Annotated in this window: 8 protein-coding genes and 1 pseudogene; 5 read left to right on the plus strand and 4 right to left on the minus strand. The window is 67.2% G+C overall.

All coding sequences use genetic code 11. The features are described 5' to 3' along the window. The first annotated feature begins 109 nt into the window (after positions 1–109). The 3 genes from FFS08_RS23890 to clpB all read left to right on the plus strand — a co-directional run bounded on the left by FFS08_RS23890 (position 110) and on the right by clpB (position 7,492). On the plus strand, positions 110–3,034 hold the full coding sequence (locus FFS08_RS23890; RefSeq protein ID WP_212742067.1) for an eCIS core domain-containing protein: 2,925 nt from the start codon (positions 110–112) through the stop codon (positions 3,032–3,034). Positions 3,035–3,051: 17 nt separating this feature from the next. After that, entirely contained in the window at positions 3,052–4,848 is a 1,797-nt protein-coding gene (locus FFS08_RS22650; RefSeq protein ID WP_137864679.1) for an eCIS core domain-containing protein, read from the plus strand. A gap of 64 nt (positions 4,849–4,912) precedes the next feature. Then, positions 4,913–7,492, plus strand: a complete 2,580-nt coding sequence (clpB, locus tag FFS08_RS22655) for an ATP-dependent chaperone ClpB (protein WP_137864678.1) — start codon at positions 4,913–4,915, stop codon at positions 7,490–7,492. A gap of 90 nt (positions 7,493–7,582) precedes the next feature. Here the strand turns inward: clpB and FFS08_RS22660 are convergent, their stop codons facing one another. The 4 genes from FFS08_RS22660 to xseA all read right to left on the minus strand — a co-directional run bounded on the left by FFS08_RS22660 (position 7,583) and on the right by xseA (position 13,464). Then, entirely contained in the window at positions 7,583–10,684 is a 3,102-nt protein-coding gene (locus tag FFS08_RS22660) for a TonB-dependent receptor domain-containing protein (RefSeq protein ID WP_171012776.1), read from the minus strand. 269 nt (positions 10,685–10,953) lie between these two features. Further along, positions 10,954–11,856, minus strand: coding sequence for a M23 family metallopeptidase (locus tag FFS08_RS22665; RefSeq protein WP_137864676.1), 903 nt, complete (start codon positions 11,854–11,856; stop codon positions 10,954–10,956). After that, positions 11,856–12,056, minus strand: a complete 201-nt coding sequence (locus tag FFS08_RS22670; protein WP_137864675.1) for a DUF2093 domain-containing protein — start codon at positions 12,054–12,056, stop codon at positions 11,856–11,858. Before FFS08_RS22670 ends, FFS08_RS22665 begins: the two co-directional genes overlap by 1 nt. Positions 12,057–12,087: 31 nt before the next feature. Further along, positions 12,088–13,464, minus strand: coding sequence for an exodeoxyribonuclease VII large subunit (xseA, locus tag FFS08_RS22675; protein WP_137864674.1), 1,377 nt, complete (start codon positions 13,462–13,464; stop codon positions 12,088–12,090). Here xseA and purD point away from each other — a divergent pair. Together purD and FFS08_RS22685 are read left to right on the plus strand one after the other, a co-directional pair. Beyond that, positions 13,463–14,725: a phosphoribosylamine--glycine ligase gene (gene purD, locus FFS08_RS22680; RefSeq protein WP_137864673.1), complete on the plus strand. Its 1,263-nt coding sequence runs from the start codon at positions 13,463–13,465 to the stop codon at positions 14,723–14,725. The genes xseA and purD overlap by 2 nt on opposite strands. Positions 14,726–14,861: 136 nt before the next feature. Then, positions 14,862–15,266, plus strand: a pseudogene (locus FFS08_RS22685) (DUF2244 domain-containing protein); the annotation flags it as partial.

Genomic DNA, 15,266 nt, shown 5'->3' on the forward strand with positions numbered 1-15,266 from the left:
GGCCCCTCGCAGGACTGCCGGAAGCGCCCCGCATCGGACCAAATCTTCGTTCCCATTTGCGGCGACGCGGGTCATATCTGCGGTCGATCCTGGCAAGGAGCGAAGGCGGATGAATGCCTGTCTGCGGCTGGCGCCCAAGGCAGATCCACACAAGCCGGCCGAGAGCCGCAGCGGCACCGGAAGGGCCAGCCCGATCCTTCAGCGCGCAGCGCGGCTTGGCCAGGATGCGGCCATGCCCGGAGCGCCGCGCGAAACGATCACCGACTATGCCGGCGCCCGTGCCGACGGCGCGGTTCGGGTCGCGGGCACATCCAATCGCCTGGGCCTGCCCGAAGGGCTGCGGAACGGCCTCGAGACGCTGTCGGGCATGGGGCTCGGCGATGTCCGGGTCCACCGCAACTCCGCCACCCCCGGCCGGATCGGCGCGCATGCCTATGCCCAGGGCACCGACATCCATCTCGCGCCCGGCCAGGAACGGCACCTGCCGCACGAGGCATGGCATGTCGTCCAGCAACGGAGCGGGCGGGTGCGGCCGACGATGCGGCTCGGCGGCACCGCGATCAACGATGACGCCGGGCTGGAGGCCGAAGCCGACCGGATGGGCACCCGCGCGGCGGCGATGCCGGCCATGCCCCGCCACGCCGCCGCGACACGGCCGTCGCCGCGGGGCGCCCCGTTGCAGGCGGTGTGGATCGTCCGCGCCGGCCAGATCGTCTGGGAAGACGACCCCTATGTGCTGCAGCCGGGCGAAAGCTACCCGTTCGCCTCGCGCCCGCGGGTCCTGGTCGAGCAGGGCACCTCGGAAGTCCGGTTCGATTCCAGCGGCGCCCAGTCGCTGCTCAAGCGCACGCCTCCGCCGACTCATGAGAAGCTGCAGGGGGACCGCCAGGCCCAGGGCGAGGCGATGCGCAAGCGGCTGCTCGCCGACCCCACCAAGATCAAGGGGCTGACCAAGGAGCTGACCGACCTGTCGGCCAAGCTCGAGGCGCTCGCCGGCCGCTCCGCGCCGCTCAAGAATGCGCAGAAGGCGCAGAACATGATCAAGGGCGGGGAGATACTGGGCGAGAAGTTCCGCACCATGGTGAAGGCCAAGGACGAGTTCACGCAGTCGGAGGCCACCGCCGCCCATCTCAAGGGCCTGCGCACCGACGACAAGTCGCCGCACAGCGGCGATGTCGAAGCCTATGCGACTGCGTTGCTGCGGCTGATGAGCAGCCTGCGCACCCCGACCCAGACCGTGCTGGCGCCGGTCACCCACAACAGCAAGGTCATCGGCCAGCAGCATCCGACGAGCCGGGACCAGCCCGTGCTCGATGAAGGCGCCTCAGGCCATTCCTTCGCCGATCGCGATCGCGTCCTGGAGCAGGTCAACATATTCGGCCAGGCGATCGGCAGCAGCAAGGCCGGGCCGAACCAGATCGAACTGGCGAGCATACTCGGCGCGCTTTCGAGAACGCTGGCCAGCATGTCGGCGCCGACTTCGGCCAGCAACCTGCCGCGCTTCCACCAGAGCCGCGAGGCGCAGCAGGTGAAGGAGCGCGAGGTGATCAAGCAACAGCTCAACCTGATCGCCCAGACGCTGGGCATCCCGACCGAAACCGGGCGGCAGGACTTCGACGAGGTCTGGCGCGAGAGCGATCGCCCCACCTCGCCGGCGCGCAACGAATCGACTGCGCCGAGGATCAAGAAGCCCCAGCCCGGCCCGTCGCCGCTGGCGACGTCCAGCACCGGCCAGACCGGCACGCAGGCACCGCTGGCGCAATCGACGACTCCGCCCCAGCCTCTGTTGACGAGCCCGCCGCAAGCGCTCTCGACCAGTTCCGACACCAGCGCGATATCGCCGGAACTGATCGACCAGCTGGTCACCGGCATCAGCTTGCAGCAGGACGTGACCAGGGTCGCCGTGCAGCTGCTGCACCTGCTGCAGGACCAGCACGACGGACAGGACGGCGTCCGCGCGGTGTTCGGCAACGATGTTGCGCTCGCCTATCAGGCGGCGATGGGTGCCGATCTGTTCGATCCCGGATCGCCCTATGTGCTGCAATTGCTGCTCGGCATGCTCAACGAGACCTATCGCCAGGCGGCGCCCGTCCTCCGGCGCGACCTGGCCGGGCATGGCGTCGCTGAGGATCCCCATGCCGACGGCGGGCAACGCCTCCAGGCCCTGGCGCAGATATTCGCCGAATGCGGGCAGATGGCCGCACACAATGCGCTCGCGATCGTCGGCCATCCCGATGTGACTGCCCAGAATGTCGGCGCCCGGGTGAACGATCAGAACGCGCTCAATGCACTGGGCGGCTTCCAGAACAATATCGATGAAGACGAAATCCGCGCGATACTCGCGCTGCAGGGCAGGACCGACATACCGGTGATCGGCAGGATCGACCATGTCGGGGCGATCGTGGACCACCTCCATCAGAACGACCTGCAATGGTTCGCCGACAATGACATCGGCCAGGGCGAGAGGACCACGCTGGCGCCGGTGCTCGCCTTCATGCGGGGTCAGATCGCTTCGCTGACGCTCATCGTCAACACCCAGGGCCACCAGAATGTCGCGCTGCGGCAGCTCCATTGGGTAACGGTGCGCGTGACGCGAACCCATGCGGGGCTCGCCGTCCAATATCTGGATTCGCTGGATGCCCCGGCCAATTATGCCGGGCTTTTCCACGCGCTGCGGCAGTTGCTGAACCGTGCGCCGCAGGATGCCCCGCCCCCGCCGCAGTTCCAGTGGCCGCCGCCTTTCGGCGGGTTCGGTGGATCGGGCCCGTCCGGCTCCGGCCCGTTCTCGTTCGGATCGAGCTCGGGCTTCTTCACCGGCGGGTTCGGGTCCACCAACGCGCCCTCCTCGTCCAGCCATGGCACCAGCAACTCCGGCGGCTGGAGCCACCACGGCGCATCCGCTTTCTCCTTCCCGAGCCAGTGGGAGAGCGCCCCCCTGCCGAGCCTGTTCCCCGAGCTGGACGATCTGGAGCAGGACTGGTCCGACGACGATCCCGACGGGCAGCCGCGCAAGAAGCACCGCTGGGGACGATAGGCCGAAGGAGAGGACGAATGCGGGCCCCGCTCCAGTACAAGCCCCCGCCGGCCGCGCCGCGACACGACCCGCGCGTGCGGGGCGTCGATCCGGATCATCGGGTCGTCCAGCGCGCGGCGGTGCCACGAGAACGCGCGCAAAGCTCCGCCATTGCGGCGCCGCGGCAGACCGTCGCCGACTATGCCGCATCCCATGCCCTGGGCGTTGAGCGCACCGCCGCCAGGCCCAATCGCACCGGCCTTCCCGATCGGCTGAAGAGCGGCATGGAATCGCTTTCGGGCATTGCCCTCGACGATGTGCGCGTCCACCGCAATTCCCCCCGGCCGGCCCAGCTCCAGGCGCTTGCCCATACCCAGGGCAGCGAGATCCATCTCGGCCCCGGCCAGGAACGTCACCTGCCGCACGAGGCCTGGCACGTCGTCCAGCAGAAACAGGGCCGCGTGCATCCGACGATGCAGCTCCGCGGCACCGCGATCAACGACGACGCCGGACTGGAGCGCGAGGCAGACATGATGGGCACACGGGCCGCGGGTCACGCCGGGCCGGCGCCCGCAGTCGTGCGCGAGGCGGCTACCCAGGGTACCGTACCGGTCGCGCAATGCGCCGGGCATGTCCGCTTCGCCAACCTCCATCCCGACTATCAGGAGAAAGGCCAGGCGATCATCGATGGCCTGCTCCACACCCCGCGCATCGCCGCCTATCTGGGCACACGCGATGCGCTGATCACGCTGGAATTCGAGCCGCAACTCGCCTCGGTCAGGGTGGTTGGCGACCAGGTGCAGATAAAGCTCTCACCCTGGTTCTTCGAGCAGGAGAGTCGCGGCCGCATCCTCGGCATGCTCGCGCATGAGTTCGGCGTCCACCCCCTCGCCACCTCCTTGATGTCTCCCCTGGACATCACCAACGAGAACAACGCGGTGACTGCCGACACGCCCTATCCGACAGGGATTCCCGGTCACGATATCCATGCCGGTCGTGCCGGCCAGCAGGACCATGTCTTCGCAACGGTATCTGGCATGCCGCGTTTCACGCATTATCGCGACACCCTGCTGGGGATGGCGAGCGCGCTGTACACTGCTTCGCAAGGAGTGCCCGCAGTCGCCCATGGCGTGACCGAGGCCCATGTCACCGACCTGATCATGACCTATCTCTCGGATCTCGCGATGATCCTGGCGACCAACGACAATCGCTGGAAAGTGCCGTTCAAGGCGGGAATGACCGCGCAGATCTTCAACCATGAGCGGCTGCGCTGGATCGGCGCGCTCAACCACCACGATCCGGTCGAAGCCGAACTGATCCGCCTGACCCCCGGGCCGAAGACCGGCGGCGACGTGCTGGGCGAGATCGGCAGCATCGTGGGGAGCTTCACGCTCGGCCCTGCCCGCAACAGCAAAAGCGACGTGAACTACGAACACGACAATCCTCCCGGTGGGCCGCTCGCCGAAACGACCCGTGTACAGGCCGACGTAATCGCGGACCACGGGCTCGCGCTGGTTGGCCCCAATCTCGACCTGTTCCAAGCAATACAGGCTGCGGGCGGAATTCCCACGCCGCAGGCGACCATCACCACCCGGCTCGGTACCCTTCTCGCGCCGACCTCGCAGCAGGTACGCATACGCACCAGGCTGGCAGCGTCTCCGACCGTGTACGCCCCGCTAAGCTGGGACGCGCTCAATCTGATCGGCTGGGCGCTGCAGCGAACGATCCGCGTGCTCCAGCCCGACGGCAAGATGATCCAAGCGGACTATCCCGGCGCGCTCATTTCACTTGCCTGGGTGGCCGAGCCCAATCCGCACTACCGCATACTGATATAATTCGCGGACCTTGTGTTGCACAATGGCAACACTACATCCGGGCTGACCGAAACAAGGGGCCAGCATGAACCTCGAGAAATTCACCGACCGCGCCAAGGGCTTTCTCCAGTCGGCGCAGACCGTGGCGATCCGGATGAACCATCAGCGGATCGCCCCCGAGCACATATTGAAGGCGCTGCTCGAGGACGAGCAGGGCATGGCGAGCGGCCTGATCCAGGCGGCGGGCGGCGACGCCAGGCGCGCTCTTTCCGAGACCGATCTCGCCCTGTCGAAGATTCCCGCCGTCTCGGGCGGCGGCGCGCAGCAGACGCCGGGGCTCGACAATGACGCGGTGCGCGTACTCGACCAGGCCGAGCAGATCGCCCAGCGCGCGGGCGACAGCTTCGTCACTGTCGAGCGGCTGCTCGTCGCCCTCGCCCTGTCGCTCAACACCGCGGCGGGCAAGGCGCTCCAGGCAGCGGGCGTTAGGCCCGAGGCGCTCAATGCCGCGATCAACCAGCTGCGCGGCGGCCGCACCGCTGACACCGCGGGGGCCGAGGACCGCTATGACGCGCTCAAGAAGTTCGCGCGCGACCTGACCCAGGCGGCGAAGGACGGCAAGCTCGATCCGGTGATCGGCCGCGACGAGGAGATCCGCCGCACGATCCAGATCCTTGCCCGGCGCACCAAGAACAATCCGGTGCTGATCGGCGAACCCGGCGTCGGCAAGACCGCCATCGCCGAAGGGCTGGCGCTGCGCATCGCCAATGGCGACGTGCCCGACAACCTCAAGAACCGCACGCTGATGTCGCTCGACATGGGCAGCCTGATCGCGGGCGCGAAATATCGTGGCGAGTTCGAGGAGCGGCTGAAGGGCGTGCTCGACGAAGTAAAGGCCGGCGAAGGCGACATCATCCTGTTCATCGACGAGATGCATCAGCTGATCGGCGCGGGGAAGACCGAGGGCGCGATGGATGCGGGCAATCTGCTCAAGCCCGCGCTCGCCCGCGGCGAGCTGCACTGCATCGGCGCCACCACGCTCGACGAGTATCGCAAATATGTCGAGAAGGATCCCGCCCTCCAACGGCGCTTCCAGCCGGTGTTCGTCGGCGAACCGACGGTCGAGGACACGATCTCGATCCTGCGCGGATTGAAGGAGAAGTACGAACTGCACCACGGCGTGCGCATCACCGATGCCGCGATCGTGAGCGCCGCGACGCTGTCCAACCGCTACATCACCGATCGCTTCCTGCCCGACAAGGCGATCGACCTGATGGACGAGGCCGCCAGCCGCATCCGCATGGAAGTGGAGAGCAAGCCCGAGGAGATCGAGACGCTCGATCGCCGGATCATCCAGCTCAAGATCGAGCGCGAGGCGCTCAAGAAGGAGACCGACGAGGCCTCGCGCGACCGGCTCGCCAGCCTCGAGGAGGAACTGGCCAATCTCGAGCAGCAGTCCGCCGAGCTGACTCGGCGCTGGCAGGCGGAGAAGGACAAGATCGCGGGCGAATCGAAGCTCAAGGAGCAGCTCGAGGCAGCCAAGATCGAGCTGGAACAGGCGCAGCGCGCCGGCGATCTCGCTCGCATGAGCGAGCTCTCTTATGGCACCATCCCCGCATTGACGCGGCAGCTGGAAGAGGCCCAGGCCACCAGCAAGGGCGCGATGCTGCGCGAGGAAGTCACCAGCGAGGACATCGGCGCAGTCGTCTCGCGCTGGACCGGCATTCCCGTCGACAAGATGATGGAGGGCGAGCGCGAGAAGCTGCTCGCCATGGAGGAAATGCTCGGCAAGCGCGTGATCGGCCAGGCCGACGCAGTGAAGGCCGTGTCGACCGCCGTGCGCCGCAGCCGTGCCGGCCTGCAGGATCCGAACCGGCCGCTGGGCTCGTTTCTGTTCCTGGGGCCGACCGGCGTCGGCAAGACCGAGCTGACCAAGGCACTCGCCGAGTTCCTGTTCGACGATCCGAACGCGATGGTGCGCATCGACATGAGCGAGTTCATGGAGAAGCACGCGGTCGCGCGGCTTATCGGCGCGCCTCCCGGCTATGTCGGCTATGAGGAAGGCGGCGTGCTGACCGAGGCGGTGCGGCGGCGCCCCTATCAGGTCGTGCTGTTCGACGAGGTCGAGAAGGCGCATGGCGACGTGTTCAACCTGCTGCTCCAGGTGCTCGACGACGGCCGCCTGACCGACGGCCAGGGTCGCACGGTCGACTTTTCGAACACGATCGTGATCCTGACCTCGAACCTCGGCTCGCAGTTCCTCACCGGCCTGGGCGAGGGGCAATCGGTGGAGAGCGTCGAGCCGCAAGTGATGGAAGTCGTCCGCGCGCATTTCCGCCCCGAGTTCCTCAACCGGCTGGACGAGATCATCCTCTTCCACCGGCTGGGCGCGGAGCACATGGCGCCGATCGTCGACATCCAGGTCGGCCGGGTCGCGAAACTGCTCAAGGACCGCAAGATCCAGCTCGACCTGACGGACGCCGCCCGCGTCTGGCTGGGCCGGGTGGGCTATGATCCGGTCTATGGCGCGCGCCCGTTGAAACGGGCGGTGCAGCGCTATCTGCAGGACCCGCTCGCCGACATGATCCTGCGCGGCGAAGTGAAGGACGGATCCACGGTGAGAGTGGACGAAGGCGATGGAGCGCTGAAGCTCTCGGTCGCCTGATCGTCGCGCCGGCCGGCGCGACGGAAACCGGCATGGCACAAAAAAGGGGCGGCCGCTTTCGCGACCGCCCCGATCTTTGTTCAGGTGCGACTAGAAATCGACCTTGGCACCGACGCGGAAGTAGCGCCCGATGATGTTCGCCTGCCCCCAGGCCGGGTTGTACTGATACAGCGAATAGGCCGCTGCATAGTCGGTGACCGGCTTGATGTTCAGGATGTTCATCGCGTTGAAATACAGCGTGAACTTGTCGGCAACCTTGACGCGGCCCGAAAGGTCGAAGTTCCACTGCGCCTTGGCGAAGCACTGCGAAGGACCACCGCCACGGAAGTTCGGGGCGCCGATACCGGCAGTCGAGTTGCCGGCGCAGTCGTTCGGATCTGCACCATAGTCGACTTCGGCCAGGTTATAGCCGCTGGTGTAATACACTGTGCCGGTCAGGCTGGCGCTCCCGAAGTCGAGCGTGTTCTGCCACGAACCGCGCCACTTCGGCGAACCCGAGCACGAGGTGTAGTCGCACGGGCTCAGCGTACCGTCATAGCGGTCGGTCACGCCCGCGACGCTCGTCACCGTGTACTTGATCAGATACGCCGCATCGAACGAGCTGATCAGCTTCAGGCCTTCGGTGATCGGGAGCGAGATATTCGCGCCGAAGTCGATACCCGAGACATTTTCCTTACCAGCGTTGTTGTACGACGCGTTGATCGTGCCGAGCAGCGGCAGCGCATTCGGATTGGCCACGTCTGCGACGCCCGGGGTCACCGTGATGCCCGGAATGTTCACGACGCCGTTGTTGCCATAATATTGCGCGATCGCGTTGGTACGATCCGTCGACGAGACCTGCGCCACCAGGTCCTTCACCTGGATGTTCCAATAGTCGACCGTGAAGCTGACGTTCCGGATCGGCTCGACCACGATACCAGCGGTGAAGCTGCGCGAGCGTTCCGGCTTCAGAGCCGGATTGCCGGTCAGCGTCGTGCCGAGCGAATAGGGGCTCGTCACATAGGTGTTGTACGGGCTGCTGCCCGGTGTCGGCGTCGGATTCGGGTGGGTGGCGCAGAACGCCGCGAACGTGGTGCAGTTCACGCTCGTCGTGCTGAAGCCGGTGGTCGGCAGGCCGTAAGCTTCGTTGAAGCTCGGGATGCGGAAGCCCCGCGAATAGGTACCGCGAACCGCGAGCTGGCGGATCGGAGTGAACTTCGCGCCGACCTTTGGCGAGAAATTGCTCTGGCCCGACGAATAATCGTCATAGCGACCCGACGCGTTGACCTCCAGCATGTCGAGGATCGGCGCCGAGACTTCGAAGAAGGCCGACTTCACGTTGCGCGAACCGATCGCGCCCACTGCGTTGATCGTGTAGTAGCGCTCGAACGGATGCGCGATGTTGTCCGGGTTGGCGCTGGGGTTGTTGATCGACTCGTGGCGATACGACGCACCCACCGCAACCTGGAGATCGCCGCCGGGCAGCTTGAACAGCGACTTGCCGAGCGAGACCTGGCCCTGCCAGAGGTCCGAGTTCGACACGTTCTGGTTGACCGGCGAGATATAGTCGCGGATCGCCTGGCTGTTCAGCGACTGATTGACGAAGTTGTACGTGCCCTGCGCGATGACATCGGCCAGGCGCTGCGGGATGAGATAGTTCTTCGAGATCACGTTCAGGCGGACGTTCGAAATGGTGAAGTCGGCCGAATAGTTCCAGTTGTCACCGAAGCTGCCGTTGATGCCGATCGCACCACGCAGCGAGCGCGCATCGGCGGTCAGCGAAGTCGGCGTGTCATAGCGACCGCGCAGGATCGCGTTCTGGCCGCCCGCGGCATAGGGGTTGTTCGGGTTCAGCGTGCCGTTGGCCGCAGAGCAGCCGGTGCTGGTGTTGTAGGTCTGAATGCCCGGGCCGAACGAACCGACGCCGGCCGAGCAGACATAGATCGGCAGCACGACCGGATTGAGCGTGACCTGACGCGGTGCGGTGGTCGAGCCGCCCCATGCCTGCGGCGTGCCCTGGGTTGCGGTCTTCACGTCATAATAGCTGGCGGTTGCATAGAATTGCGCCCGGTCGCCGATGTTCGCCGTGAAGTGGAAGACGCCGCCATAGCGCTCCTGCGACGGCTGGATCGTCGCGTACATCGCGCGCGAGTCCTGCAGACACTGAGTCGCGGCCCAGGTGTATTTGCCGAACGACGCACTGGCGGGATTCGTGCTCAGGGCGCGCTGCGTAGTGGTCAGCGTGGTGGTCGGCAGGCCGGCCGCGTTGCAGCCGCCAGCCGCGTTGAGCAGGGTGTACTGATCGAGGCGGGTGCCGGTCGCGGTCGAAGGCGCGACGAGGTTCGCCACGGTGGTCGTGCCGGCGCTGAGCGAGCCATCGGCATTGCTGCCGAAATTGACCGTGTTGGCGAGGCAGTGGCCGGCGGAGTCGCAGATCCTGCTCAGATCATTGGTGTTGAACGGATAATCACGGTCGCGCGCCATGATCTTGTCGTTCTTCTGATATTCGCCGCTGATGTAGAAGTTGAAGCCCTGCTCGGCGAGGCTGCCATAGCCGACCGTCGCGTCGATGCGCTGCTCGGCGCCATCGCCACGATCGGAGATGCCGGCCGACGCATTCAGGTGAATGCCGGTGACTTCCTTCTTCATGATCACGTTGACCACGCCCGCGATCGCGTCGGCGCCGTAGGTCGACGATGCGCCGTCCTTCAGGACTTCGATGCGGTCCACGATGGCATCGGGGATCGTGTTGAGATCGACGAAGTTGCGGTGACCGTCATCGGCGAGCGGATAGGGCGCCATGCGCAGACCGTCGAAGATCGTCAGCGTCGACTGCACGGTCAGGCCGCGGAGCGAGACAGCGTTCGCGCCGGTCGCGAAGTTGCTGCCGTTGTTCCAGCCCTGCGTGATCGCGCCCGAACCGTTCGCCGACAGACGCTGCACCGCTTCGGCAACCGTGTTGATGCCGCGCTGTTCCAGCGTCTCGGACGACAGCACCTGCACAGGCGACGGAGTCTCCGTGTCGGTACGACGCAGAAGCGAGCCGGTGACGACGATCTGGCCGCCCTGGTCGTCTTGCTCAGCAGTCGTCGTGCTCTTGGCGGTGGAACTGCTCGAGTTCTGCGCCATTGCTGGCGTAGCGATGAGCGCACCCGCAAGCACGAGCGCGGACAGCGCCGTGCTCCCGCGCAGGTTGATCTGCGTGTTCTTCATGGTGATCCCTCTTGTATCCGGCTGCTTCGCGGAGGCTCGACAGCCGGGTTTGTCTCCCCGCTCCACCATCCATTCGTGTGCAACTCACGTATCAGGATAGCGGAGCTTGGTGAGATCGTGGATCGCCGCCCCTCGACTGTAAACTGCGCACGATCATCGCTCGCGCGCTTTCAACGGGACTGTAGCCAAAATGCCACATCGTCGCTTGTAATATTGCGTAACCGCTACGATTCGTGTTTCTTTATGTTGCGGCGCGACACATTAGCGCCTCAATCGGTAACCGGCATCGCCCCCGCAACGAGCAGCGGATCGATCCGCGCGTCGCGCCATTTGAGACTCCAGTGGAGATGCGGCCCGGTCGCGCGGCCCGTCATGCCCACCGCGCCGATGGGCTGGCCGCGCCGCACATGCTCGCCCAGCTTCACGTCGATGCGCGAGAGGTGCATGAAGGCGCTGTTCAGCCCTGCGCCGTGATCGATCATCAGCAGATTGCCCTCCAGCGTGAAGGGCCTGGCCGCGGCAAGGATGACCACCCCGTCGGCAGGCGCAAGCACCACCGTGCCGGTCGGCCGGGCGATGTCGATGCCGGAGTGATAGGATCCCGGCTCGCCGCGATAGATGCGCTGCGAGCCGAACAGCGTGGAGATGCGCCCCACCACCGGCCAGAAGAACGGCATCTGGCGCCAGCCGGCCGAATCGGTCTGCAGCTTCCGCGCCGCATTGATCTGCGCGAGCTCGCCGGGGCGCACCCGCTCGAACTCGGGGCGCGGCACCGGATATTTGGGCAAGGTGTCCAGCCGCGAGATATCCCAGGCGCGCGGCGCGATCGCCAGCACCTGGCGTTGCTGGGTGCCGTCGCCCAGCGTCGCCACCAGGATAGCGGAAGGGCCGTGGTCGCGATCAAAGGCGATCAGGAAACGGCGATCGGGCGTAACCGGCACCGATTCGCCGTCGAGCGTCAACAGGCTGGTGCCCTTCGGCGCAGTGCCGATCACCGCGCCGCCCTGGATCAACTGCCCCTGGAAGGCGAAGGGACCCGCGACATCGGGGGCCGGCGGGATAGGCGCCGCCACTGCCTCGGAAGCCACGGCGCCAGGCGCAGCGGGGAGCTGGGCACTGCCCAGCAGCGTGAAGCCGAGGATCGCGGCGGGAAGCCGGGCGGCGAGTCCCATCAGCCGCGCATCGCCTGCATCGCCAGCGCCGCCGAGGCATAGGGCTCCTGGGCGGGGACGCTCCAGTAGCGCAGTCGCTCGAGCGGCACTTTCTCGCCGCTGACCGCGCAGACGACATGGTCGCCGGGCGTCAGCACGCGAAAGCCGTTCGCCATGAAGTGGAGGCGCGCCGCGCGGGCGACGGGGTTCGACATCAGCATAAGCGCGGCATCCTCGTGACTGGCATTGTGCTCACAACAGGCTGGGCTGTTCGGGCCGGGACGCATCATAGGATTTGCCGCTCGGCCGCTCAACCCGGGCATCGACGGCGCCGTCGATGAAATGGAGCGTCACGGCACCCGCCGCACGCGCGCCTTCGGCCGTGGCGATCACCTTGCGCGTGCCCCGCGCCTCGACCCAGGCATAACCCTTTTCGAGCGGGCGATTGGGGTGCACCAGGTCGAGATGCCGGCCGATGCCCTCCAGCCGCTGTTTCGCCGCGGCGAGCCGCTGGTCCAGCATGGCGGGGCGCAACGCCCCCGCCGAGCGATCGAGCTGCCCGCGCGCCAGCGTGACGCGGCGCTCCAGCGCCCGGTCGAGCCGCCCGCCCAGATCGTCCATCTTCTGCCGCTGCGGCCCGAGCAGGGCATCGCGGCGCGGCAGCACGCGCACCAGCGCCGCCAGCCGCTCGCCGGCGCGCTCGTGATAGCGGCGCACGCAGCGCTCGGTGCGGTGCGCCAGCGTCGCCAGCGTGTGACGCACATCGGCCAGCACCGGCACCGCGATCTCTGCCGCCGCGGTCGGCGTCGGCGCGCGCAGGTCGGCGGCATAGTCGCAAAGGCTGGTATCGGTCTCGTGCCCCACCGCCGAGATCACCGGGATACGGCAGGCCGCGACGGCACGCACCACCGCCTCCTCGTTGAACGCCCACAGATCCTCGATCGAACCGCCGCCGCGCGCGACGATCAGCAGGTCGGGCCGCGGCACCGCTCCGCCCTCCACCAGCGCATCGAAGCCCCGGATCGCGTTCGCCACTTCCTGCGCGGCGCCGTCGCCCTGCACCTTCACCGGCCAGACCAGCACATGGCTGGGGAACCGGTCCGCGAGGCGATGCAATATGTCGCGGATCACCGCGCCGGTGGGCGAAGTCACGACCCCGATCACCTTCGGCATGTACGGCAATGGCTGCTTGCGCTCGCGATCGAACAGCCCCTCGCCGGCCAGCCTGGCCTTCAGCTTCTCGAACAGCGCCATCAGCGCGCCTTCGCCGGCCAGTTCCATGCGATCGATGACGATCTGGTATTTGCTGCGCCCGGGATAGGTGGTGAGCTTGCCGGTGACGATCACTTCGATGCCGTCCTGCGGCTGGAACGGGATCGCGCTGGCGGCGCCGCGCCAGATCACGCCGTCGATCACCGCATCCGCGTCCTTGAGCGCCAGATAGGCATGGCCCGACGCCGCCCGCTTCCAGCCCGAAATCTCGCCGCGCAGCCGGACATGGCCGAACTCGCCTTCGACCATCCGCTTCAATGCCAAAGATAATTCGCTCACCGAGAGCGCAGGCGCGTTGTCGCCCGGCACCGGCTCGGCTACGAGCCGCGCAGGCGTATCGGGAAAGGGGTCGGCCATGAATGTCCTGTTGTTGGGGTCCGGTGGCCGCGAACATGCGCTCGCCTGGAAGCTCGCGCAATCGCCGCTGCTCGAACGGCTCTACGCCGCGCCGGGCAATCCGGGAATAGCCGAGCATGCCGAAATCGTGGACATCGCGATGAGCGACCACCGGGCAGTGATCGATTTCTGCCTGCGCCATTCGATCGGCTTCGTGGTGATCGGGCCAGAGGCGCCGCTGGTCGCCGGCCTGGCCGACAATCTGCGCACCATGGGGCTGGCCGTGTTCGGGCCGAACAAGGTGCCGGCACAGCTGGAGGGCTCCAAGGGCTTCACCAAGGACTTGTGCGCGCGCGAGCGGATCCCGACCGCCGGCTATGTCCGCTGCGAGAGCCGCGACGGAGCACTGGCCAGCCTCGAGGATTTCGGGCTGCCGGTGGTGATCAAGGCCGACGGCCTGGCCGCGGGCAAGGGCGTGACGGTGGCCTTCACGCATGAGGAGGCCGAAGGCGCGGTGCAGGCGATCTTCGCCGAGCCGGGCGCCAGCGTGGTGATCGAGGAATTCCTGGAGGGCGAGGAAGCCAGCCTGTTCGTGCTCACCGACGGCGAGACGCTTGTCTCGTTCGGCTCGGCGCAGGACCACAAGCGCGTGGGCGACGGCGATACCGGCCCGAACACCGGCGGCATGGGCGCCTATAGCCCCGCGCCCGTGCTCACGCCTGCGCTGGAAACCCGGGCGATCGATGAAATCGTCCGCCCGACGATCGCGGCGCTGGCCCGGATGGGCGCGCCCTATTCGGGCGTGCTCTATGCCGGGCTGATGCTGACGGCCACCGGCCCGAAGCTGATCGAGTACAATGCCCGGTTCGGCGATCCCGAATGCCAGGTGCTGATGATGCGCTTCACCGGCGACCTGCTCCAGCTGATGCTGGCAGTGGCGAAGGGCGAGCTGGCAAGCCAGCCGGCGCCGACCTTCGCGGCCAGGACCGCGCTAACCGTCGTGATGGCGGCGAAGGGCTATCCCGGCACGCCCGAGACCGGCGGCGCGATCGCGGGGATCGACCGGGCCGAGGCGACCGGCGCCAAGGTCTTCCACGCCGGCACCCGGAGGGAGGACGGCACGCTCGTCGCCAGCGGCGGCCGCGTGCTCAGCGTCACCGCGCTGGGCGAGACGGCGAAGGCGGCGCAGGCCGCGGCCTATGCCGCGATGGACGCGATCGACTTCCCCACCGGCTTCAGCCGCCGCGACATCGGCTGGCGCGAAGTGGCGCGCGAACGATAGGGCGCGGCGCGAACGGCAAAGCTTGCCGTTTCGGGACAGTTGGCGAGCAGCACGCGCGACCAGCTTGTCGCGCTGCGCCGCACCACGTTATGCAGTTGCCGGGAATCGCAATTTCGCAAGGACGGGACAGGCGCAGATGAACAGCACGGAACCGCTCTTCAACGGAGCCCCGCTTTGGCTGACGCTCCCGTTCGCGGCGATCGCCGTGGGCGTGGTCTTCGCACTCCTCGTCCTGTGGTGGGGCACGCGCCTCGCCGGCCGCCGCCGCGATGCGCGCGAGGAGATCGAGGAATATAACGACGAATATCGGGAGGACGCCGCGCAGTCCCGCCCGATCACCCCGCCCGTCGCTCCCTCACCGCCGCCGCTGGCCGAGCCGCCGCTGGCGCCGCCTGCCCCGGAACCGGTGGCGGAGATCGTCCCCGCGCCGCTTCCGCCCGCCGTGGAGGACGTGGAGCCGGCCGCCGAGACCATCACGCCGCCGGTGGATGAAGCGCCGGCGCCCGAACCCCGGGTTTCCGAACCTCCGGCCCCCGAGCCT

The sequence above is a fragment of the Sphingomonas sp. 1F27F7B genome (assembly GCF_005503355.1).
Taxonomy (GTDB): Bacteria; Pseudomonadota; Alphaproteobacteria; order Sphingomonadales; family Sphingomonadaceae; genus Sphingomonas.